The 21,498-nt window shown below is 62.0% G+C and carries 20 protein-coding genes; 13 read left to right on the top strand and 7 right to left on the bottom strand.

Annotated elements, in window-relative coordinates:
• Positions 1-82: 82 nt before the first annotated feature.
• On the bottom strand, positions 83-1,195 hold the full coding sequence (locus tag MRBLST15_RS10690) for a PLP-dependent cysteine synthase family protein (RefSeq protein ID WP_180165552.1): 1,113 nt from the start codon (positions 1,193-1,195) through the stop codon (positions 83-85).
• Positions 1,196-1,321: 126 nt separating this feature from the next.
• Here MRBLST15_RS10690 and gloA point away from each other — a divergent pair, with 126 nt between their 5' ends.
• On the top strand, positions 1,322-1,840 hold the full coding sequence (gene gloA, locus MRBLST15_RS10685) for a lactoylglutathione lyase (protein WP_312704710.1): 519 nt from the start codon (positions 1,322-1,324) through the stop codon (positions 1,838-1,840).
• A 120-nt stretch (positions 1,841-1,960) separates the two neighbouring features.
• A complete protein-coding gene (locus tag MRBLST15_RS10680; protein ID WP_025877330.1) occupies positions 1,961-2,389 on the top strand; it encodes a VOC family protein in 429 nt (142 codons plus the stop codon).
• 91 nt (positions 2,390-2,480) lie between these two features.
• On the opposite strand, the gene MRBLST15_RS10675 is transcribed toward MRBLST15_RS10680, so the two are convergent.
• The 4 genes from MRBLST15_RS10675 to glmS all read right to left on the bottom strand — a co-directional run bounded on the left by MRBLST15_RS10675 (position 2,481) and on the right by glmS (position 6,306).
• Positions 2,481-2,912 (bottom strand): CBS domain-containing protein, encoded by a 432-nt coding sequence (locus MRBLST15_RS10675; RefSeq protein WP_367785888.1) that lies wholly within the window; start codon positions 2,910-2,912, stop codon positions 2,481-2,483.
• Between the two features lie 504 nt (positions 2,913-3,416).
• Positions 3,417-3,878 (bottom strand): DUF2846 domain-containing protein, encoded by a 462-nt coding sequence (locus tag MRBLST15_RS10670; protein ID WP_367785887.1) that lies wholly within the window; start codon positions 3,876-3,878, stop codon positions 3,417-3,419.
• A gap of 108 nt (positions 3,879-3,986) precedes the next feature.
• Positions 3,987-4,355: a hypothetical protein gene (locus MRBLST15_RS10665; protein WP_265954364.1), complete on the bottom strand. Its 369-nt coding sequence runs from the start codon at positions 4,353-4,355 to the stop codon at positions 3,987-3,989.
• Between the two features lie 112 nt (positions 4,356-4,467).
• Entirely contained in the window at positions 4,468-6,306 is a 1,839-nt protein-coding gene (gene glmS / locus MRBLST15_RS10660) for a glutamine--fructose-6-phosphate transaminase (isomerizing) (protein WP_312704709.1), read from the bottom strand.
• Between the two features lie 216 nt (positions 6,307-6,522).
• On the opposite strand from glmS, the gene MRBLST15_RS10655 reads away from it, so the two are divergent.
• From MRBLST15_RS10655 to MRBLST15_RS10605, 11 genes are all read left to right on the top strand, one after another.
• A complete protein-coding gene (locus MRBLST15_RS10655; RefSeq protein WP_367785886.1) occupies positions 6,523-7,800 on the top strand; it encodes an efflux RND transporter periplasmic adaptor subunit in 1,278 nt (425 codons plus the stop codon).
• Positions 7,801-7,838: 38 nt separating this feature from the next.
• Entirely contained in the window at positions 7,839-8,561 is a 723-nt protein-coding gene (locus MRBLST15_RS10650) for an ABC transporter ATP-binding protein (protein WP_032976565.1), read from the top strand.
• 10 nt (positions 8,562-8,571) lie between these two features.
• The gene (locus MRBLST15_RS10645) at positions 8,572-9,873 is read left to right on the top strand and encodes an ABC transporter permease (protein ID WP_367785885.1); all 1,302 of its coding nucleotides are present in this window, start codon (positions 8,572-8,574) and stop codon (positions 9,871-9,873) included.
• Between the two features lie 18 nt (positions 9,874-9,891).
• Entirely contained in the window at positions 9,892-11,109 is a 1,218-nt protein-coding gene (locus MRBLST15_RS10640) for an ABC transporter permease (protein ID WP_367785884.1), read from the top strand.
• A gap of 1 nt (position 11,110) precedes the next feature.
• Positions 11,111-11,503, top strand: a complete 393-nt coding sequence (locus tag MRBLST15_RS10635) for a PDZ domain-containing protein (protein ID WP_367785883.1) — start codon at positions 11,111-11,113, stop codon at positions 11,501-11,503.
• A gap of 136 nt (positions 11,504-11,639) precedes the next feature.
• On the top strand, positions 11,640-12,986 hold the full coding sequence (locus MRBLST15_RS10630) for a sigma-54-dependent transcriptional regulator (protein WP_367785882.1): 1,347 nt from the start codon (positions 11,640-11,642) through the stop codon (positions 12,984-12,986).
• Positions 12,983-14,350: a sensor histidine kinase gene (locus tag MRBLST15_RS10625; protein ID WP_367785881.1), complete on the top strand. Its 1,368-nt coding sequence runs from the start codon at positions 12,983-12,985 to the stop codon at positions 14,348-14,350. Before MRBLST15_RS10630 ends, MRBLST15_RS10625 begins: the two co-directional genes overlap by 4 nt.
• A 234-nt stretch (positions 14,351-14,584) precedes the next feature.
• Complete coding sequence (locus tag MRBLST15_RS10620; RefSeq protein WP_367785880.1) at positions 14,585-14,731, top strand: hypothetical protein; 147 nt, start codon at positions 14,585-14,587, stop codon at positions 14,729-14,731.
• Between the two features lie 63 nt (positions 14,732-14,794).
• Positions 14,795-15,973, top strand: a complete 1,179-nt coding sequence (locus MRBLST15_RS10615; RefSeq protein ID WP_367785879.1) for a radical SAM protein — start codon at positions 14,795-14,797, stop codon at positions 15,971-15,973.
• Positions 15,974-16,055: 82 nt separating this feature from the next.
• Positions 16,056-17,108, top strand: a complete 1,053-nt coding sequence (locus MRBLST15_RS10610; protein ID WP_367785878.1) for an aKG-HExxH-type peptide beta-hydroxylase — start codon at positions 16,056-16,058, stop codon at positions 17,106-17,108.
• Between the two features lie 75 nt (positions 17,109-17,183).
• Positions 17,184-19,394, top strand: coding sequence for a peptidase domain-containing ABC transporter (locus tag MRBLST15_RS10605; RefSeq protein ID WP_367785877.1), 2,211 nt, complete (start codon positions 17,184-17,186; stop codon positions 19,392-19,394).
• Between the two features lie 196 nt (positions 19,395-19,590).
• On the opposite strand, the gene MRBLST15_RS10600 is transcribed toward MRBLST15_RS10605, so the two are convergent.
• Together MRBLST15_RS10600 and glmU are read right to left on the bottom strand one after the other, a co-directional pair.
• Positions 19,591-20,124, bottom strand: coding sequence for a GNAT family N-acetyltransferase (locus MRBLST15_RS10600; protein ID WP_367785876.1), 534 nt, complete (start codon positions 20,122-20,124; stop codon positions 19,591-19,593).
• Positions 20,093-21,460: a bifunctional UDP-N-acetylglucosamine diphosphorylase/glucosamine-1-phosphate N-acetyltransferase GlmU gene (gene glmU, locus MRBLST15_RS10595; RefSeq protein ID WP_312705849.1), complete on the bottom strand. Its 1,368-nt coding sequence runs from the start codon at positions 21,458-21,460 to the stop codon at positions 20,093-20,095. Before glmU ends, MRBLST15_RS10600 begins: the two co-directional genes overlap by 32 nt.
• Positions 21,461-21,498: the final 38 nt, after the last annotated feature.

Below are 21,498 nucleotides of genomic sequence, written 5' to 3'. Positions count from 1 at the left end.
CCGCTGCGCTCGCCGGGCATGGCCCGGCGCTGCCGACCTGTCTTGGTAGCGCCGGGCCATGCCCGGCGGATGCCTGATGGGCTTACAGCGCTTCCAGGCTGCACCACGGCAATCCAGGCAGACCCTGCCCGGCCGCTGCCGCCGCCACCTGTGCATCGGCGGTTTCCACATCGATCCCCTGCCGCACATACCAGGCCGGGTCGTAGTAGCTGTGCGCGTAGCGATCGCCGCTGTCACAGAGGATGCTGACGATGCTGCCCTGCCGGCCAGCCTCGCGCATCCACTGCGCGGCCTGCAGCACGCCGATGAAATTGGTACCGGTGGAGCCACCGACGCGGCGCCCCAGCTGGCGGCTGACGTGGCGCATCGCAGCCAGGCTCAAGGCGTCGGGCACCTTCACCATGGCGTCGACACTGGTCGGAATGAAGCTCGACTCCACCCGCGGCCGGCCAATGCCTTCCACCCGCGAGCCGCCGTTGCAGGTCATGCCGCGCCACTCGTTGCCACCGGCCAGGGCGGCCTGGTAGCCGTCGAAGAACACCGACACTTCCGGGTCCGCACACAGGATGCGGGTGTCGTGCCGGCGATAACTGACGTAGCGCCCGAGTGTTGCGGCCGTACCGCCGGTGCCGGGGCTGCACACGATCCAGTCCGGAATCGGGCTGGGTTCCTCGGCCATCTGCTTGAAGATGGATTCGGCGATGTTGTTGTTGGCACGCCAGTCGGTGGCGCGCTCGGCATAGGTGAACTGGTCCATGAAGTGGCCGCCGGTTTCGCGGGCCAGCTTTTCCGAATCGCAGTTGAGGTCGCAGGCGCGCTCGACCAGATGGCAGCGGCCGCCGTGGAATTCGATCGCCGCGATCTTCTCCGGCGACGTCGTGGCCGGCATCACCGCGATGAACGGCAGGCCGAGCAGTCGCGCGAAGTAGGCCTCGGACACGGCGGTCGAGCCGCTGGAGGCCTCGATCACCGGCCGCCCTTCGCGCAGCCAACCGTTGGCCAGCGCATACAGGAACAGCGAGCGCGCCAGCCGGTGCTTGAGGCTGCCGGTGGGATGGCTCGATTCATCCTTCAGGTACACCTCGATGCCATCGAACCCGGGCAAGGCCAGCGGGATCAGGTGGGTATCGGCGGAACGGTTGAAATCGGCTTCGATCTTGCGGATGGCGGCGGCCACCCATTCACGCTGCGACATGGCGGGCAATGGTCATCAGGACGGAACGGTGCGATCCGGCCATTGTACGTCGCGGTGCCGTCAGCTGCCGCCCCGTAGAATGGCACCCATCCGGCCGGCAACGGCCTTGTCTGAAGGACCTCCCCCATGACCATTCCCGCCCTGCGCGATGTCCCCGGCGTCGCCGCCCAGGCCCCGGCCGAAACCACCGGTTTCGTCTTCAACCACACCATGCTGCGGGTCAAGGACGCCACTGCCTCGCTGGACTTCTACACCCGCGTGCTCGGCTACCAGCTGATCGACAAGCGCGACTTCGCCGAAGCCCAGTTCAGCCTGTACTTCCTGGCCTACGTTCCGGCCGGCGCCACGGTGCCGGAAGATGACGACGCCCGCCGCCTGTGGATGGCCGGCCTGCCGGGCGTGCTGGAACTGACCCATAACCATGGCACTGAAACCCAGGACGGCGCGGTCTACCACGACGGCAACAGCGACCCGCGCGGCTTCGGTCACATCTGTGTGTCGGTGCCGGACATCGAAGCCGCCTGCCAGCGCTTCGAGGACCTGGGCGTGACCTTCCAGAAGCGCCTGACCGACGGCCGCATGAAGAACCTCGCCTTCATCAAGGACCCGGACGGCTACTGGGTCGAGATCATCTCCAACGCCTGACCCAGAAAGGGGCACAATTCCGGTAGCGCCGGGCCATGCCCGGCGGCCTTGAGCAGGCCGCGCTGCGCGCTCGCCGGGCACGGCCCGGCGCCGACTCCGCCCCCTTTTTGCGAGGTTCGTATGGAAACGATGGAACTGCACCGTGGCCGCCTGATCGACCACATCCAGCTGGTCGTGCGCGACCTGGCCGCCAGCCGCCGCTTCTACCAGGCGGTGTTCGACACGATCGGCATCCCGGTGGCCGGTGAAGGCGATGACTACTTCTGGGCCGACGAACTGTTCATTTCCAGTGCCAGCAGCGAGGCCGCCGCCGGCCAGTTGACCGGTCGCCACCACCTGGCGTTCCAGGCGCGCGATACCGCCACCGTCGATGCCTTCCACAGCGCTGCGCTGGCGGCGGGTGGCAAGGACAACGGTGCGCCCGGCGAGCGCCCTTACCATCCCGGCTACTACGGCGCCTTCGTGCTCGATCCGGATGGCAACAACATCGAGGTGGTCTACCACGGCCCGGCGAACTACAGCGCCGATTCGGTCAAGGTCAGCTTCTGATTCCTGCGCTACGCGCTCGCCGGCATTGCCCGGCGCCACCAACGAAGAAGCCGGGCAATGCCCGGCTTCGTCTCATCGCACTGCGCAGGCCTCAGTGGGCCGCCATGTAGATGTCCTGCAGCACGGCCTTTTCCAGCTCCAGCTCGCCCAGCAGGTTCTTCACGATGTCACCCAGGCTGAGGATGCCGACCAGCTGGTTGCCATCGGTGACCATCAGGTGGCGACGACGCGAGTAGGTCATGAGCGACATGGCCTGCTTCAACGTGGCGTCCGGCGCGATGCCTTCCAGACCGGTGGACGGCAGGCTGGAAATCACCCGTCGGCCGGCCTGCGGACCATCATCGGCCAGGCTGCGGACGATGTCCTTTTCGGAAATGATGCCGACCGGGGCATCATCCTTCATCACTACCAGTGCGGCGATTTTATTCGCGCTCATCTTGTGCGCGGCGGCACCGATCGTGTCTTCCGTGTCGATGGTGATGACAGTTTCTTTCTTGGATTGCAGGAGCTCGCGGACGTTCATTCTTGTTTCCTGGTGCAGGTCACTCAAGTCAAAAAAGTGTGCTCTGCCGATTCGCCCCCTCCCCGGGAACAGACCCTTCAGCGCACGTCTGGCGCACTTTGCCGGATCTGGCATTTCGCCAGCAGGCGGGCTAGGTGCTGCAACGCGAACGAGGCGGATTCAACGGCTCAACCCGGATCTCGGTCAACTTGATTCTACGACTGCGTCCATCGGTCACTAGCGGCATCGATGGGACAGTACGTCGTAGGAACCTTCGACACTTCCGAGAATCGCACCCGGCCTGAAACCGGCGCTGAATGCAGTGGGTGCCCCGCCCTCAAGTTCGCGCAGGGATGGCCGACGCCGGTGCAACCGCCCGACCCTGCAAAGTCAGGGTGGTCAGACCCGATCCGTCGCGGGAGGTACCGATACCAGCACCCGCAGCGCGCCGACAACACCGGTGCGAAGCATGCGCTGCGGTATGTGCGGATGCGTCGACTCACGACCGGCGCATCCGGCCCGATGCTATCGGGAGCATTGCCCCTTCTGGGCCAACTTCAACTGCGCCACCTGGCGCCGCCCCTCCGCCTCTGGAACGACAGTGAGTTTGGCGCCACCAACGAACACCCCCATCTTGATGGTCTGCTCGATGAAGTAGTTCTTTCCCGCCTCGACAAGCAGCTTGATGTCATTGGGCGAGAACTCCGATTCCGTCGAGATCGCATGTTCCTGGTTGCCGGACAACAGGGTGTAGAAGAACACCTTGTTCGCGGTCTCACCCAGGCATTCGCCATCGATCCAGAGATCCTTCTTCAGTGCCTGGCCGACAAAACTGTTGCGATAGATATAGACACCTACCTTGCCTTCCTCCGGCACCGGGAAGGTCTTGGCCAGCTCCATCTGCCCCTTGTCCGCTGCCGGGACACTCGCACACGCAGACAACATTGCAATTGACGTTGCCAGTGCAACCACCTGCCACTTCTTCATCTACCGCCCCCTGTTATGCGCGTCGATGCGCGCGGATTGAATATTTCATGGACCGTGCCGAGGGAGGCCCGCACAGCCTCACGCGGACCCGCCACTGCCCGGCAGGCTTCACCACTGCGGATGATAGGCATCCCTGTACTCGGATTCGGTCACACCCGAGTTGACGAAGCGCCGCATATCCGCGCTCAGTGCGCGCCGAGCGTGCTCAAGTGCGGCCTCGATGCTGGCGAATGATGCACTCTGTGCGTCGTCCGGATCGGGCGCGACGCTGGGAAAGCTGTAGATGTCCAGATACTCCGCAGTGCCCACGTCGGCAACCTCGTGCAAGGTCACTGCCCACTGCCCTTCCCGTTCGAGATGGATGACCAGAAAGCGGATGATCCGCCCGTCGGCATCCTGGCCGGCTGGCAGCAACTGTTCAACGCTGCGACCATTGCGCAGGTTGGCGAGCACATCGAATGGATCAAGATGGCGCATGCATCCTCCGTGATGCGGCAGACCTGGTGGACGCATGGTGCCACGCGGGAACGAAAAAGGGCGGTCCTCCCGGACCGCCCCTTGTTTCGCTCTCAACCAACCACGTCCGGCCTTACTCCACCGTCACGCTCTTGGCCAGGTTGCGCGGCTTGTCCACGTCGGTGCCGCGCGCCAGTGCAGTGTGGTACGCCAGCAGCTGCACCGGGATGGTGTGCACCACCGGGCTGAGCACGCCGGCATGGCGCGGGGTGCGGATCACGTGCACGCCCTCGGACTCGTTGAAGTTGCTGTCCTGGTCGGCGAACACGAACAGCTCACCGCCACGCGCACGCACTTCCTGCATGTTGGATTTGACCTTCTCCAGCAGGCTGTCGTTGGGCGCGATCACCACCACCGGCATGTCCTCGTCCACCAGCGCCAGCGGCCCGTGCTTGAGCTCGCCGGCCGGGTAGGCCTCGGCGTGGATGTACGAGATTTCCTTCAGCTTGAGCGCGCCTTCCAGGGCGATCGGATAGTGCAGGCCACGGCCAAGGAACAGCGCACTGCTCTTGCGCGCGAAGCGTTCGGCCCATGCGGCGATCTGCGGTTCCATGTTCAACGCATGCTGCACACTGCCTGGCAGGAAGCGCAGCTGCTCCAGGTAGTCTGCTTCCTGCGCGGCATCGACGCGACCATGCAGCTTGCCCAGTACCACGGTCAGCTGGAACAGCGCCGCCAGCTGGGTGGTGAAGGCCTTGGTCGATGCCACGCCGATCTCGGCGCCGGCGCGGGTGTAGCAGACCAGTTCGCTGGCGCGCGGAATCGCACTTTCCGGCACGTTGCAGATCGACAGCGTGTGCTTGTGGCCCAGCGACTTGGCGTACTTCAGCGCTTCCATCGTATCCAGCGTTTCGCCGGACTGGGAAATGGTCACGATCAGATGCTTTGGATTGGCATACGCGGCGCGATAGCGGTACTCGCTGGCGATCTCCACGCTGCACGGCAGGCCGGCGATGGCCTCGATCCAGTAGCGCGCGGTCAGGCCCGAGTAGTAGCTGGTACCACAGGCGAGGATCTGCACGCCTTCGATGCCCGACAGCACCGCTTCGGCATTCTTGCCGAACAGTTCGGCCGGGAAACCACCGGCGTCGATCGCCGCTTCGATGGTGTCGCCCAGCGCGCGGGGCTGCTCGTGGATTTCCTTCTGCATGAAGTGGCGATACGGACCGAGCTCCAGCGAGGCCAGCGAGACGTCGGAGAGATGCACGTCGCGCTCGATCGGCTGATCGTTGCCGTCGAAGATGCTTACCCCATCACGGCGGATCTCGGCGGTGTCGCCCTCTTCCAGGAAGATCACCTTGCGCGTGGCCGACAGCACGGCCGACACATCGGACGCCACGAAGTTCTCGCCCTCGCCCAGACCGACCAGCAGCGGGCAGCCCATGCGGGCGCACACGAAACGTTCTGGTTCAGCACGGCTGACCACAGCCAGTGCATAGGCACCGGTCAGTTCCTTCACCGTGTGCTGCAGCGCCACCAGCAGGTCGTCGCCGCCCTTCAGGTGATGGTGCATCAGGTGCGCGATCACTTCGGTGTCGGTCTGCGACTCGAAGGTATAGCCCAGCGCGCGCAGCTTCTCGCGCTGCTCTTCATGGTTCTCGATGATGCCGTTGTGTACCAGCGCCACGCCATGGCTGATGTGCGGATGCGCGTTCGCCTCGGTGACGCCACCGTGGGTAGCCCAGCGGGTGTGGCCGATGCCAAGGCTGGCAGTGAAGCCTTCAGCCTCGGCAGCAGTTGCCATCTCCGAGACACGGCCGGTACGGCGCACGCGGCGCACGTCGGGCCGTTCGGCCTGATCGATCACCGCAATGCCGGAGGAATCGTAACCGCGGTATTCCAGTCGCTTCAGTCCTTCGATCAGCAGCGGCACCACGTCGCGCCCGGCGATCGCACCCACGATTCCACACATGTCACGCATTTCCTTGAAGACGGTCGCCGCATTCTAGCCTGCGTGTCCGCCAGCCCCCCCTCCTGTCCGCTTAATGAAAGTGTCCGGAAAGGTGTCCGCGGACACCCGGACAGTAGCGGCGCCTCTGCAAATCATTGATGGAAAAGGAAATAAAGTTGGCACGCTGTGTGCTTTGCATAGGGCACCACTCTGGCACCACCGACAGGCACGAACCCGATGATCCGCGACACCTCCGCCCAGGACCAGATCGTTTCCTCCGCTTCGGCCAGTGCTCCCAAGGCCGCATGGCACCGTTACCGCTGGCCGGCCCTGGCCGGCATCGCCCTGCTCGCCGGCATCGGCTGGGCCGTGCATGCCTGGTCCAACGCCAGCCGCTCGTTCGACAGCAGCCGGGTACGCGTGGCCGAAGTGCAGCGCGGCGACCTGGTGCGCGACATCGCTGCCGACGGCCGCGTGATCGCCGCCAACAGCCCGGTGTTGTATGCGATTTCCGCCGGCACGGTGGACCTGAAGGTCGTGGCCGGTGACGTGGTCAAGAAGGGCCAGGAACTGGCGATCATCGACAGCCCCGAGCTGCGCAGCAAGCTCGCCCAGGAAGAGGCCACCCTGGCGGGTCTGGAAGCCGAGGCCAGCCGCGCCAACCTGGATGCCACCCTGGCCCGGGCCAAGTCACGCAAGGACACCGACCAGGCCAACATCGAGCGGCAGGCTGCCGACCGCGACCTGCAGCGCTACCAGCGCGGCTTCGATGGCGGTGCGGTGCCGCAGATCGATCTGGCCAAGGCCCAGGACACCCTGAAGAAGGCCGACATCAGCTTGGCCAATGCCACCACCGATGCACGCCTGCAGAGCCAGGGCGCGGATCTGGACGCACGCAACAAGCGCTTGCTGGCCGACCGCCAGAAGGCCGTAGTGGCCGAAGTGCAGCGCCAGGTCGACGCCCTGACCCTGCGCGCCCCGTTCGATGGCCAGGTCGGCCAGGTGCAGGCCGTGCAGTCCACCAACCTGGCCGCCAATGCGCCGGTGCTGGGTGTTGTCGACCTGTCCAAGTTCGAGGTCGAGATCAAGGTGCCGGAAAGCTTCGCGCGCGACCTGGCGATCGGCATGCCGGCGCAGCTGACCGGCGGCAACGGCCAGCCGTTCCCGGGCGAGATCAGTGCGGTGTCGCCGGAAGTGGTCAATGGCGAGGTCAACGCGCGCGTCCGCTTTGCCGCGGCCCAACCCGAGGGCCTGCGCCAGAGCCAGCGGATGTCGGTGCGGGTGCTGCTGGATACCCGCAGGAACGTCATGAAGGTTGAACGCGGCCCGTTCGTGGAACAGGGCAACGGCGTGGCGTACGTGATGGATGGCCGCACCGCGGTGCGCCGTCCGATCGAACTGGGCGTCAGCAGCCTGGGCGAAGTGGAAATCAAGTCGGGTGTGCAGCCGGGGGACCGCATCGTGGTCTCGGGCAGCGACCTGTTCAAGGACGCCGAACGCGTCTCCGTCAACTGATCACCGATAACTGACACATCCTGGAGAGAGGACATCCCATGTACATGCTCGAAATGCGTTCGGTCGCCAAGGTCTTCCGTACCGAACAGGTGGAAACCCACGCGCTGCGTTCACTGGAACTGCAGGTCAAGGAAGGCGAGTTCGTCGCCGTCACCGGTCCGTCCGGCTCCGGCAAGACCACCTTCCTCAACATCGCCGGCCTGCTGGAAACCTTCACCAGCGGTACCTACATGCTGGATGGCCAGGACGTCAGCAAGCTTGGCGATGATGCACGCAGCCGCCTGCGCAACCAGAAGATCGGCTTCATCTTCCAGGGCTTCAACCTGATCCCGGACCTCAACCTGTTCGACAACGTGGACGTGCCGCTGCGCTACCGCAAGATGAGCGCCGGCGAGCGCCGCGAGCGCATCGAAAAGGCGCTGAGCCAGGTGGGTCTGGGCTCGCGCATGAAGCACTACCCGAACGAACTCTCCGGCGGCCAGCAGCAGCGCGCGGCGATCGCCCGTGCCCTGGCCGGCAGTCCGCGCCTGCTGCTGGCCGACGAACCGACCGGCAACCTGGACACACAGATGGCGCGCGGGGTGATGGAACTGCTGGAGGAGATCAACGCCGCCGGCACCACCATCGTCATGGTCACCCACGACCCGGAACTGGCCGCGCGCGCGCAGCGCAACGTGCATATCGTCGACGGCCAGGTCACCGACCTGGTGCGCGAGCCGGTACTGGCTACCCCACGTCGCATCGTCGCCGTCAACGAGTGAGGGCACGACCATGTTCGCCTACTACGCCCGACTGGCGGTGCGCAGCTTCCGCCGCAACAAGGTACTGACCGCGCTGATGGTGGTGGCCATCGCGCTGGGCATCGGTGCTTCGATGACCACCCTGACCGTGTTCCATGTGCTGTCCGGCGATCCGATCCCGGACAAGAGCGACCGTCTGTTCTACGTGCAGGTCGATCCGCGACCGCGCTCGGGTTACCTGACCGGCGAAGAGCCGGAGACCCAGATGACCCGTTTCGATGCTGAGGGTCTTTTGCGGCAAGCAAAGGCCGAGCGGCAGGCAATGATGATTGCCGGAACTGGCACGATTGAACCTGCCGGAAGCTCGCTTTCACCGTTCTCCGTGGATACGCGTTGGACATCATCAGATTTTTTCCGGATGTTCAACGTCCCATTGCGCTACGGTCAACCTTGGACCCACGTCGACGATGAAGGGCGGTCGAGGGTCGCGGTAATTTCCCAAAGCTTGAACGAAAAGCTGTTCGGCGGAAGAAACAGTGTCGGCCAAAGCGTGCGCATCAATGGCCAATCACTCCGCATTGTGGGCGTTCTTGAATCTTGGAATCCGGAGCCCTATTTTTTTGACATCAACAACGGGAGTTTTGGAAAGCACGAGGATCTTTTCATGCCAGCCTCCACATCGTTCGATCTGAGTTTCGGAACCAACGGCAATATGAACTGCTTTGGAGAAAGTCCCAACGGGGATAGCACATCTCTGAACGCTCCTTGCTCATGGATTCAATACTGGGCAGAGATGGACCCAAGCCGAAAGGAATCCTATCGAGAGTATCTCCAGAACTACTCCAATGAGCAGCAGAGAGCTGGCCGATTCGAGCGCCCGGCAAATGTTCGCCTGAGGAACGTAATGGAGTGGCTCGATTTCAACGGATCGGTACCAAGCGACGTTCGATTGCAAGTTTGGCTCGCGCTGGGATTCCTTGTCGTATGCCTGACCAACACAGTCGGCCTGCTTTTGGCCAAATTCCTGCGACGCAGCGGAGAAATCGCAGTTCGGCGCGCGCTTGGAGCGAGTCGTGGCCAGATCTTCCTGCAATGCCTCGTTGAAGCCGGGGCAGTTGGCGCGATCGGCGGAGTATTTGGAGTTGGCCTGGCAATGCTGGGCCTGTACGCGGTCCGACAGCAGCCCGTGGAGTACGCAAAACTCGCGAACATTGACGGGGCCATGCTTCTGCTGGCACTTGCTTTATCGCTGCTGGCCAGCATCGCAGCCGGCTTCCTTCCAGCTTGGCGAGCTATGCAGGTCCCGCCGGCAATCCAGCTCAAATCTCAGTAAGCACATCTCGAGGACACCATGGACATCCGCCCTATACTGAGCACCCTTTCCCGGCACAAGACTGCAGCAGCATTGATTGTGCTGGAGGTCGCCCTGACCTGCGCGATTGTCTGCAATGCGCTTTTCCTTGTCAGTCAGCGACTGGAAAAGATCAGCATGCCCAGTGGCATCGTCGAGAATGAGCTCGTTATCATCCGCCTGAGCGGCATAGGAAAGCATACGGACGGCATGGTCCGTACTCGGGAAGATCTGAATTCGATGCGAGCCATCCCGGGCGTAAGGAATGTAACCACGGTCAATCAGATCCCCTTTCGCAGCGGTTCCTCCAGCAGCAGCATTTCTAGAGAGCTGAATCAGGACCGTCCAACAATGGACGCATCAATGTATACCATTTCCGAAAACGCCATTTCCACACTCGGCTTGCAGTTGATCGCCGGTCGCGACTTTCTGCCGAACGAGTTCATTGACTACGACGCAGTCGTCAAGCAAGGTGCGGCCCGAGATCGGGCGATGCCGGTGATCTTCAGCCGAGAAACTGCTCGAGAGATGGACCCGACAGGGAACGCAGTGGGCAAAAAATTCTATCTCGGAAAGCAACCATTGACTGTCGTTGGAGTCGTCGATCAGCTGTCTACCCCAGGTGGTTGGGACGGAAATTGGACGAAGTCGATGATCCTCCCGATGCGACGCTCCTTTGACGAAAGCACCTATGTGCTTCGAACGGACCCGTCTCGCCGCGATGAAGTGCTGAAGGGTGCGCTGGCCGCGCTGGAGCACAACGACCCCAACCGCCTGGTGCGCGAGAAACTGACCTACCAGGAACAGCGTGCCGACTACTTCAAGAACGACCGCTCGATGGTCGGCCTGCTGGTAACGGTCTGCGTGGCGCTGCTGGTGGTCACCGCCCTGGGCATCGTCGGCCTGGCCAGCTTCTGGGTGCAGCAGCGCAGCAAGCAGATCGGCATCCGCCGCGCATTGGGCGCCACCCGTGGGCAGATCCTGCGTTACTTCCAGACCGAGAACTTCCTGCTGGCCACGCTGGGCATCGTGCTGGGCATGCTGGCGGCCTATGCCATCAACCTGGCGCTGATGAACATGTACGAGCTGCCGCGCATGCCGCTGCTGTACCTGCCGCTGGGTGCGGTGCTGCTGTGGATGCTGGGCCAGATCGCCGTGTTCGGCCCGGCCCGCCGCGCCGCTGCCGTGCCGCCGGCCGTCGCCACGCGGGGGGCGTGAGATGCGCGCCGGCCTGCTGCTGGTGTTGTTGGCCCTGCCGCTGCCGGTACTCGCCGGCAGCAGCAGCGCGCAGACGCTGGAGTGGCGCCAGGACGATGCGCGGCTGGCACTGCGCTCGACCGAGGGCGTGGTACGGGTGGACGCCGCCAGCCCGGAAGCCCGCTTCGGTGTGCGCAGCGGCGACCGCATCCTGCGCGTGAACGATTCGCCGGTGCGACAGATCGAGCAGCTCGCCGATGCCATGCAGGCGGCATCGACGGCCACCGTCTACCTGCTGCTGCGGCGCGATGGGCGGATGCTCACCGTGCCGGTGAACGTGGCCCAGTGGCGCCCCGCGCTGGCGCCGCCACCACCACCGCCGGCTCCCCCGCCTCCGCCTCCGCCACGGCGCTGAGGCCCGGCGGCTCCTGCGCCGCCATCGGTTTGGCTATGCTTGGTGGGTGGCGCCGAAAGCTCCGGCGTCATCCACCCTTTTCCGTGCGCGGCGCCGACGCTTTCCGGCGCTTCCCTGCCCTCCCAGAAGCCGCCGAATGCCCGCGATCCTCATCATCGACGACAACGCCAGCGTGGGAACCGCGCTGGACGTGCTGTTCTCCCTGCACGACATCGACACCCTGCTGGCGCAGAGCCCGGCCGAAGGGCTGGCGCTGCTGGAATCGCAGCCGGTGGACCTGGTGATCCAGGACATGAACTTCAGCGAGGACACCACCTCCGGTGAGGAGGGCGAGGCGCTGTTCGCACAGATCCGCGAACGCCACCCCGATCTGCCGGTGATCCTGCTGACGGCCTGGACCCACCTGAGCAGCGCGGTGGACCTGGTCAAGGCCGGTGCCGCCGACTACCTGGCCAAGCCCTGGGATGACCGCAAGCTGCTGACCACGGTCAACAACCTGCTGGAACTGTCCGAAGCGCGGCGCGAACTGGACCAGCGACGCCAGCGCGAACAACGCCAGCGCCATGCACTGGAAGACAAGTACGCGTTGTGCGGCGCGGTGTTCGCCGACCCCGCCAGCGAGCGGGTGATCGCCCTGGCCTGCCAGGTCGCGCGCTCGGAGCTGCCGGTGCTGATCACCGGCCCCAATGGCGCGGGCAAGGAGAAGATCGCGCAGATCATCCAGGCCAACTCGCTGGTGGCCAAGGGCCCCTTCGTGGCGGTGAACTGCGGCGCCCTGCCCTCCGAGCTGATCGAGGCCGAACTGTTCGGTGCCGAGGCCGGCGCCTACACCGGCGCCAACAAGGCGCGCGAAGGCAAGTTCGAGGCGGCCGACGGCGGCACGCTGTTCCTGGATGAAATCGGCAACCTGTCGCTGGGTGGGCAGATGAAGCTGCTGCGCGTGCTGGAGACAGGACGCTTCGAGCGCCTGGGTTCCAACCGCGAACGCCAGGTCAAGGTGCGCGTGGTCAGTGCGACCAATGCCGACCTGCCGGCAATGATCCGCGAGGGTACGTTCCGCGAAGACCTCTACTACCGGCTCAACACGGTGGAACTGGCGCTGCCGCCGCTGGCCGACCGCCCCGGCGACATCGTGCCGTTGGCCGAGCATTTCCTCAGCATCGGCAAGCCACTGTCCAGCGCGGCGGCCAGTGCACTGCAGCGGCACCCGTGGCCGGGCAACGTGCGCGAGCTGCGCAACGTGATCCAGCGTGCCGAACTGCTGGCCACCGGCACCCGCATCGACGTGGCCGATCTCAACCTGCCGCGCGCGCCTGCTGCGCCACGCCCGACGCCCAGCGCCGGCAATGATCCCGACCGCGCGCGCATCGAAGAAGTGCTGGCGCGCAACCACGGCGTCATCGCACAGGCGGCCAACGAGCTGGGGCTGAGCCGGCAGGCACTGTACCGGCGCATGGATCGTCACGGTATCCCGCGCGAATGAAGCGACGCTCCTTCACCTTCCGCCTGTTCCTGCGCCTGCTGCCGGTGCTGGCGCTGGCTGCCGCGCTGCCGTGGCTGCTGGCGTACTGGATGGACCATGGCTGGGTGGTGACCACGGTCTCCACGATCGTCCTGCTCTCATTGATGTGGTGGACGCTGCGTCGTGCCACTGCACCGGTGCGCTCGTTGATGCGGGCGCTGTCGGGCACCACCAGCAGCTACCGCGACGGTGAGTACAACTTCGGCATCTACTGGCCCGGCAATGACGAGCTGGGTGACCTGGTGCAGGCGCACCGCGAACTGGGCGAAGTGCTGCGTGCACAGCGCCAGGGCCTGGTGCAGCGCGAACTGCTGCTGGACACCATGGTGCAGAACACACCGGTGGCGATGCTGCTGATCGCCGCTGGTGGCGATGGCATTTCCCGCGTGGTGTTCTCCAACCTGGCCGCGCGCAAGCTGCTGCACAGCGGCTGGAAGCTGGAAGGCCAGCGCATGGAAGACGTGATCGAGCAGCTGCCGGTGGAACTGCGCGATGCCATCGGCCGCGGCGGCGACAGCCTGTTCGCGGTGAAGTCCGAACACGAAGACGGCGTGGAGGGAGACGAGGACGACGAACAGGTCTATCACCTGTCGCGGCGCGCGTTCCAGCTCAACGGCCGCCCCCATGACCTGTTGCTGGTGCGCCAGCTCACTGCCGAACTGCGCCGGCAGGAAGTGCAGACCTGGAAGAAGGTGATCCGGGTGATCAGCCACGAACTCAACAATTCGCTGGCGCCGATCGCATCGCTGGCGCACTCCGGTGGCGAACTGGTCAAGCGCGAGCGCTTTGACCGGCTGCCGGAGATCTTCACCACCATCGAAGACCGCGCACGGCATCTGGAAGGCTTCATCCGGGGCTATGCGCGTTTCGCCAAGCTGCCCCAGCCGCAGCTGCAGACCGTGCACTGGGCGCCGTTCCTCTCCAGCCTGTGCCAGCAGATTCCGTTCACGATGGAGCGTGAACCCGACGCGGAACTGAGCAGCCGGATCGACATCGCCCAGTTCGGCCAGGCCCTGCTCAACCTGCTGAAGAATGCACACGAGGCCTGCGCCGAAGCCGATCCGCCCAACGACGACGTGCAGGTGCAGCTGACCCGGCTGCCGCAGTGGCTGCGGCTGGATGTGCTGGACCGCGGCAAGGGCATGAACGAGCAGGTGCTGCAGAATGCGCTGATGCCGTTCTATTCGACCAAGCGCAACGGCACCGGGCTGGGGCTGGCCCTCACCCGTGAGATCGTCGAGGCGCACGGTGGTCGCGTGTCACTGCAGAACCGGACCGAGGGTGGACTGTGTGTGTCGATCCTGTTGCCGGTGGTGATCGGGTAGAACGCCCAGATCGAGGGCAAGCCGATCAAGTAGGAAGGCGGCGCGCCCTGTCGTAACTGAGTCGAACACGTCTTGGCGGGGCCATTTGATGATGCCAGTCGCGTCATTGTGGGGCTAGCTTTGGAAAACTCGTCACGCTTTCATAAAATAAAATGAAAAATTAACAACTTGACGAGCTATTCAAGATACATACTCCCTTGCCGCATTCGCGGCGAACCCAAAGGAGAGGAAATCATGGAAAGCAAGGAAACATTCCGTCAGGAAGACATGATGGGGATCGAAGATCTGATCGCAGAGAACATTGACCAGGTATCTGCCGGGAATGCAAATTTCTGGCAACACCAAAGCAATGAGAATTGCGGCGGCGATCAGTGCTTCTAACCATTTGCAAGGCCCCTTCCCAATAGGGGAAGGGGCTTAACGTCGAGCAATGGAGATGCAGTGATGTTCCAGCCCAGCAAGCGCCTTGGAATAGTGTTCAAAATAAGCGAACGATGCAACCTCAAGTGCGAGTACTGTTACTTCTTCTTCAGTGGCGATGAAACATGGAAGAAGCGCCCGCCACTTGTCACCGATGATACGGTCCATGGACTCGGACGATTTTGCTCAGAAGCCGCGCGATCCTATAATCTCAACGAGATCGTCATCACCCTCCATGGCGGCGAACCATTATTAATGCGAAAGAGTAGATTCGACTGGATGTGCAGAACGTTGCGCTCGTATGAATCTGGCTTTCGCTTCATTTTTCACCTCCAGACGAATGGCGCTCTGATAGATCATGAATGGGTGAGCCTACTTGCCAACCACAGAGTGGGCGTTGGCATTTCATTGGATGGAGACAAATCCCAGAACGACATCTTTCGGCTCGACAAGCGAGGCCAAAGCTCATATGACCGCACAGTAAATGGACTGCGTTTATTGCAGACTGCCGCAAGCAACCGGGTCTGCCCACCTCCCGGCCTGTTGGGCGTGATAAATCCAGATGAGGATGGAGCACGCGCGTTCAACCACTTCGCTTCAGACCTCGGCGCGAAGCAGATGAATTTCCTGGTACCCGATTACAGCCATGACAGTGGTATTACGCCAGGTTACGCAGAAGGCGTCGGAACCTATCTCAACTCAGTAACCAAGGCATGGGCGAAGCTGCGCAAGCCAGGAGTCCGCATCCGATTCCTCCATCAGATCATCACACTCATGGCATCAGACGAAGATGAAATGAGAAAGACGGTACCTCATGACTTCCGCCACCTTCTTGTAGTTTCTTCAGACGGGCGGATAGGGCCGGAAGATACACTTCATGGGTTGGCCGAACGCTTTAGAAGCATGCCAGGCGTAGTGGGAGAGGCTCGAGCAGAAGATGTATTCGAATCCGATGTCTGGGCAGAACTCGAGGACACAATCTCCGGCCCGGACGCCTGCCAATCATGCCAATGGCTGCGCGTATGTAGAGGCGGCAATCCTGCCAACAGGTTCTCATCCGAGAGGGGCTTCAACAACCCATCCATATTTTGCACCCAACTAAAATCGCTCTACCAGAATGTCCGCAACATGCTCGAAGCCAATTCCGTGCCCAAAGCCCTTATCGACCGAAATCTGGAATACAGGCATGACAATGCAGCTTAGATTCGCGCAAGTGTTCGCGGCACCTGGCGGAGGCGACCTAACGGCCGTACTTTGCCGAATTGGAACAGCGAGAGCGCTCCTGATGGCACGGCGCTTGGGCTTTTCTGAAGCTGAGATTGAGAGTTTTGGAGCACAACTTCTGTCCCGCGGGGCAAGCGCATATTCCCCAGAACTGGGCATCACCTCATCACTGATGAAGAATGGGGAAATGGATCTCGCGAAGGCCCAGTTGGCAGTCTACCTTGTTGGAAATGGATGTACTGTTGACTGTGAGTTCGCCATAAAAACGCCTACTTACATCTACTCATGTGGCAACTACTTCGAGACGCAGGGCGCACTTCGGCCCATGCACGCCGTGAAGCAATGGAACAATCCATCGGGGAGCGCAACAGCAGTATCCCGGGCTAGGAGCAAGCGTGAGGAGTTGGGGGCACTATGGCACACATACTCCCCGGTCGATGGCCTCGACTTCGGACTGAGTGAAACTGGGCTGAAGGTTGACATTGGACAATTCCCCTCTGCCCAGTGCACTGGCGCATCGCCCCGATCAATCGATGAACCGGGCATGCAGGCAGACGTTCAGCATTTCCAGAAAGCTTGCCTGGAGTTGCAACTCACGTGCCCAGATCACGCTGCCTGGGTAAATACCCTAGTGAGGCAGGTCTATCTTGCAAGCCTCAGTACAAGCAATGTAGATACATCTGGAAGTTCGGGAGGATTTCCAGGCTGCATCTATCTCAACCCGCATCCAACTCCACTATTGACGGCCGAAGCTCTGATTCATGAAGCTTGCCATATGGCGCTCAACGCAGCCAGTGACCTTCACCCCTTGATTTGCCCAGATTCAAGCGAGGCATTTTACTCGCCGATAAAGGGAACCGAACGCCCGCTGGAAATGGTCTTCTATGCCGCGCACGCGACTGTGAGCACCGCAATCTTCCTGAGCATCGCATCCCGTCGGCGAGAGTTGATCGAAGTGGAACAGAAGCAGCTCACACTCTGGCGCAACTTCTTCGAAACCTACTCGACGGCAATGGAGGATGCGAAGAGTCTGACCGCCTTTGGGCGGGCAATCTGGGATGCAACTTCGTCACGTTACGAGGAGCATTTCAGCACAAGAGAACGAGCAGCCTGACGAGAACCCGATCGTAAACCCTACGACTGGGTAAGCATTGATGCAACCAGATTGATCAAGGACTCGTTGAAAGTCATGCAACAACAGTTCAGAAAGTCCGCAGTGCGGGCTGCGATCTCAAGAAATCTAGGCAGCCCCTCCGATTCTCAGAGTTTCAAGTCAGGAGGTTTGGCAAACAGACTGCTTCGAGGCCAGAGTCGATCGGAGAAAATTGGACCCGTCGTACACCGGTTCCAATCATCCCCAACGGATTGTGGATCTGCATGTCTGGCTATGGTAGCAGGCGCTTGGGGCATTGATCTTTCACCAAGCAAGCTTGATTCGCTGTTTGGGAACGCGGCCAACGGCACTTCTCTGCGAGGCCTTATCCGGGCTGCCGATGCCATAGGACTGTCTGCGAGGCCAGTACGTGTTGGCCTGGGTCGTCTCGCTGATCTGCAACTGCCTGCCATAATTCACTGGGAGATGAATCACTTTGTCGTCCTAGAGCGCGTTGATGATGAGCATCTCCTGATCGCGGATCCGGCGCTTGGCAAGCTGGAAATTCCCTTGCATCTCGCGGATGATAGGTTTACCGGCGTTGCGGTGGAGATATCTCGACATAGCGATGTCCAGCCAATCAAGGATGCCGAGTCCTCGCCGCCCAGCCTGATGTCAATCGACAGAAGATTGGTCAGGCAGATCATGGTGACAAGTTTGATCATGCTTTTGTTGCAAGCTGCCATTCTCGCTCAACCTTTTTTGCTAAGAGATCTAGTAGTAGCGCTCTCTAAACCCGCCAGCCACGGGCTGATTCTGATCTTCTTAGGGTTGGCGGGGCTTCTAGGAATGCAGTTTGCTCTGAACCTACTTCGGGCCCGAGCACTGGATGCGCTTGGCATCGAAGTCACTCGAAAGTTCTCCCTTCGCGTCATGGGACTGATTCTGGCCGCGTCTCCCGACTTCATTCGCAGACGAGCGGAGAGTTCAGTAAGTATGCAGATCCAGTCACTTGAGACAATCCGCAGAAGTGTTGTCGATGAATTCATACCAGCCGGAGCGGATGCGATAATACTTCTGTTCGCCGCCATTTTAGCTACGATTTTTAACCCGACCGCAGGAGCCATAATTCTTACTTTTGTAATTTCTGACACTGCAATCCGTCTATCCAACATAAAGTCTGAGGCACGGGCAGCAGCTAGCATCATCAATGCCAACAGCTCAGAGTCTGCTTATCTGTACGATACGACCCGCGGCTTCCAGAGCATAAAAATATTTGGCGGCGAGGAGACAAGACTTTCACAGTGGCGCAGCATCCTACTGGACATTTCCAGTGCACAGTCCGGTGTCCTGCGTGGTCGGGCATTAAGAAGCTCCCTGTCTTCAATCCTGCTGCCGATGGAGTTCACCGCGCTGATCCTGATTGCCACTGGAGCGCATCAAGGCACTTCCGGAATAGCCACTCTGTTCGGAATCTTTGCATTCAGATCGATCATCCGCGAAAAAGCATCCTCGCTGCTAAATCTAGCCCCATCCTACCTCGGATTCCGCGAGCGCATGGCTCGTCTCGACTATCTTCGGCACATCAACCCCGAGCGTAGCAAAGGGCACGCCCCAGTCCGTCCAGGCCTTTGCACAATTGAACTCAGTGAGGTCACATATCGAATAGGTGAGGCCGCCCCTCTGCTCGATGGACTGTCTCTTACCGTTCACCCGGGAGAGTTCATCGTCATTTCTGGAAAATCGGGATCGGGGAAATCAACGCTCGTAAGATTACTGCTCGGATTCACGGACCCTATATCTGGGACTATTCGCTATGGCGACAGCCACATCGCAAATAGTGACCTTCGAAGCTGGAGAGATAATTTCTCGGCACTACTACAAGAGGACATTCTGTTCAACGGATCAATCGCGGAGAACATTGCACTGTTTGAACCGACCACGAATCTGGAGAAAATCAGGTCTGCTGCGAGGATGGCCGAGATAGACGATGAAATCATGTCCATGCCTATGAACTATCTAACCCCCATCGCGGAGGGCACTGCCCTCCTCTCCGCAGGACAGCGCCAGCGGATTCTCATAGCACGAGCCATCTATCGCAACAGCCCGGTCACAGTTCTTGATGAGGGCACGGCTCATGTGGATTCCGAATGCGAAAGAAGAATTGCCAAGGCACTTACCTCCATCAAGGGAACCCGCATAGTAGTTGCCCACCGCTCTGCACTTTTCTCGTTTGCCGATCGCATACTTGAACTTGAAAATGGCAAGTTACGTGAAGTCAGCCAATCCACTCGGAGCAGCACGTAGGGATGCCTATAGCCATTCTGAGCTCGCTTGCCATCAGACCGAATGCGCAATAGGCCATGCTTGGAACCAATATCACGCCCCTGCCCAACCATGCTATCTGCTAGACATGTATGGCTCGGGTTTGCCAGCTCTGCGCAGTAGGTCCCGGCGTCGGCACCTTCCTTGGACAGCACCCGCTAGGCAAGCGCACCCGGCGTCACAGTACCCGCCGCATCGCCACCCGCAGGTGCATCGGGAATCCCAATGCGGCTTCCTCGGCCATCACCCCTCGCAGGCCCGCGCCCCACTCTGGCTCCGGCAGCAGGGTGAATCCTTCGCTGGCATAGAACGCCGCATTCCACGGCACATCGGACAACGTGGTCAGCACCGCCGCCGGATAGCCAAGCGCCTTGGCCTCGGCGAGTGCATGCTGCAGCAACGCCCGTCCGTAGCCTCGGCGAGCATGATTGGGATCCACATCCATCTGCAGCACATGGAAATCGCCGTCGAGCGTACCGCCCAGCAGGTAGCCGGCGATGCCGCCAGCGGCGCCTTCGATGATCCACAACAGGCCACGCCGCAGTCCGGCCTGCAACGTGGGAAGGTCCAGTCCATGGCCGGAGAACACCGGGTACGCCTCGTGCCCGCGCAGCAGTTCACCCGCACGCTGTTCGATGCGGGGCAACGCGTCGAGCTCGTCAACGCGCGGTGGTCTCGGCTCAGCTTTTCTTGATGGGTCGCTGCCAGCCATCGATCGTTTCCTGCCGCGCACGGGCTACGGTCAGCTTGCCGTCCGGCGCGGTGCGGGTGATGACCGAACCTGCAGCGATCGTCGCCCCTTCGCCGATCAGCACCGGCGCCACCAGCGAACTGTTCGAGCCGATGAAGGCGTTGTCGCCGATGGTGGTGGTCGACTTGTTCACCCCGTCGTAGTTGCAGGTGATGGTGCCCGCACCGATGTTGACCTTGCTGCCGATCACCGCATCACCCAGGTAGGTCAGGTGGTTGGCCTTGCTGCCTACCCCCAGGGTGACTTTCTTGGTTTCCACGAAGTTGCCCACGTGCACGCCATCGGCCAGCACGGTACCGGGGCGTAGGCGCGCGAACGGACCGATCTGTGCCGCACCCTCGCTGATCACGCCTTCCACATCGCAGTGCGCACGCACTTCGGTGCCCGCGCCGAGGGTGACGTCCTTCAGACGGGTGAACGGGCCGATGGTCACGCCATCGCCCAGCACCACCTTGCCTTCCAGGATCACATCAACATCGATCATCACGTCGCTGCCGACGATCACCTCACCGCGGATATCCACCCGCGCCGGATCCCGCACGCGCGCGCCCTGGATGCACAATGCACGCACCGCGCGCCGCTGCCAGGCCCGTTCCAGCTGCGAGAGCTGCCAGGGATCGTTCGCGCCTTCCGCGTCCTGCGCATCGGCCACCAGGGCCATCTCCGCCGGAGTGAACTCGCGGGCGGCGAAGGCGAACACATCGGTCAGGTAGTACTCGCCCTGCGCGTTGCTGTTGGACAGCTGTGACAGCCAACGACGCAGTGCCGTCGACTCGGCAGTGATGATGCCGGTGTTGATGATGCGCACACGGCGCTGTTCGTCATCGGCGTCCTTCTGCTCGACGATCGCCCCCACCTTGCCTTCGGCATCGCGCAGCACGCGACCATAGCCGGTGGGATCGTCGACATCGGCAACCAGCACCGCCAGACGGCCCGGCTGGTCCAGCAGGTCGCGCAGGGTCTGCGCACGGATCAACGGCACATCGCCGTACAACACCAGCACCTGCGCGGCGTCGGGCACCTCCGGCATGGCCTGGGCAACGGCGTGACCGGTACCCAGCTGCTGCGCCTGTTCGGCCCACAACAGGTCCGGCTGGTCAGCGAAGTAGTGCCGCACCTGGTCCCCGCCATGGCCGTACACCACGTGGATGGCGGCCGGCTGCAGTTCGCGCGCCGTGGCGATCACATGTGCCAGCATCGGCTGCCCGGCAATCGGCTGCAGTACCTTGGGCAGCACCGACTTCATGCGCTTGCCGGCGCCAGCGGCGAGGATGATCACGTGCAGGGGTTGGGTCATGCGGGCAGTCCACGATTCGATGGCGGTGATTCTAGAAC

The organism is Stenotrophomonas sp. LST15-1-1.1 (assembly GCF_040815575.1).
Taxonomy (GTDB): Bacteria; Pseudomonadota; Gammaproteobacteria; order Xanthomonadales; family Xanthomonadaceae; genus Stenotrophomonas; species Stenotrophomonas lactitubi_B.
The sequence above is the reverse complement of the archived record's forward strand: the minus strand, read 5'-3'. Positions and strand labels throughout refer to the sequence as shown.

Bases quoted from the DNA above. Each gene is read 5' to 3' on its own strand.
- MRBLST15_RS10620 (WP_367785880.1), top strand. From the start codon at position 14,585: ATGGAAAGCAAGGAAACATTCCGTCAGGAAGACATGATGGGGATCGAA.
- glmS (WP_312704709.1), bottom strand. From the start codon at position 6,306: ATGTGTGGAATCGTGGGTGCGATCGCCGGGCGCGACGTGGTGCCGCTG.
- gloA (WP_312704710.1), top strand. From the start codon at position 1,322: ATGACCATTCCCGCCCTGCGCGATGTCCCCGGCGTCGCCGCCCAGGCC.
- MRBLST15_RS10640 (WP_367785884.1), top strand. From the start codon at position 9,892: ATGGACATCCGCCCTATACTGAGCACCCTTTCCCGGCACAAGACTGCA.
- MRBLST15_RS10680 (WP_025877330.1), top strand. From the start codon at position 1,961: ATGGAAACGATGGAACTGCACCGTGGCCGCCTGATCGACCACATCCAG.
- MRBLST15_RS10630 (WP_367785882.1), top strand. From the start codon at position 11,640: ATGCCCGCGATCCTCATCATCGACGACAACGCCAGCGTGGGAACCGCG.
- MRBLST15_RS10650 (WP_032976565.1), top strand. From the start codon at position 7,839: ATGTACATGCTCGAAATGCGTTCGGTCGCCAAGGTCTTCCGTACCGAA.
- MRBLST15_RS10610 (WP_367785878.1), top strand. From the start codon at position 16,056: ATGGCACGGCGCTTGGGCTTTTCTGAAGCTGAGATTGAGAGTTTTGGA.
- MRBLST15_RS10665 (WP_265954364.1), bottom strand. From the start codon at position 4,355: ATGCGCCATCTTGATCCATTCGATGTGCTCGCCAACCTGCGCAATGGT.
- MRBLST15_RS10645 (WP_367785885.1), top strand. From the start codon at position 8,572: ATGTTCGCCTACTACGCCCGACTGGCGGTGCGCAGCTTCCGCCGCAAC.
- MRBLST15_RS10675 (WP_367785888.1), bottom strand. From the start codon at position 2,912: ATGAACGTCCGCGAGCTCCTGCAATCCAAGAAAGAAACTGTCATCACC.
- MRBLST15_RS10690 (WP_180165552.1), bottom strand. From the start codon at position 1,195: ATGTCGCAGCGTGAATGGGTGGCCGCCGCCATCCGCAAGATCGAAGCC.
- glmU (WP_312705849.1), bottom strand. From the start codon at position 21,460: ATGACCCAACCCCTGCACGTGATCATCCTCGCCGCTGGCGCCGGCAAG.
- MRBLST15_RS10625 (WP_367785881.1), top strand. From the start codon at position 12,983: ATGAAGCGACGCTCCTTCACCTTCCGCCTGTTCCTGCGCCTGCTGCCG.
- MRBLST15_RS10615 (WP_367785879.1), top strand. From the start codon at position 14,795: ATGTTCCAGCCCAGCAAGCGCCTTGGAATAGTGTTCAAAATAAGCGAA.
- MRBLST15_RS10635 (WP_367785883.1), top strand. From the start codon at position 11,111: ATGCGCGCCGGCCTGCTGCTGGTGTTGTTGGCCCTGCCGCTGCCGGTA.
- MRBLST15_RS10655 (WP_367785886.1), top strand. From the start codon at position 6,523: ATGATCCGCGACACCTCCGCCCAGGACCAGATCGTTTCCTCCGCTTCG.
- MRBLST15_RS10600 (WP_367785876.1), bottom strand. From the start codon at position 20,124: ATGGCTGGCAGCGACCCATCAAGAAAAGCTGAGCCGAGACCACCGCGC.
- MRBLST15_RS10670 (WP_367785887.1), bottom strand. From the start codon at position 3,878: ATGAAGAAGTGGCAGGTGGTTGCACTGGCAACGTCAATTGCAATGTTG.
- MRBLST15_RS10605 (WP_367785877.1), top strand. From the start codon at position 17,184: ATGCAACAACAGTTCAGAAAGTCCGCAGTGCGGGCTGCGATCTCAAGA.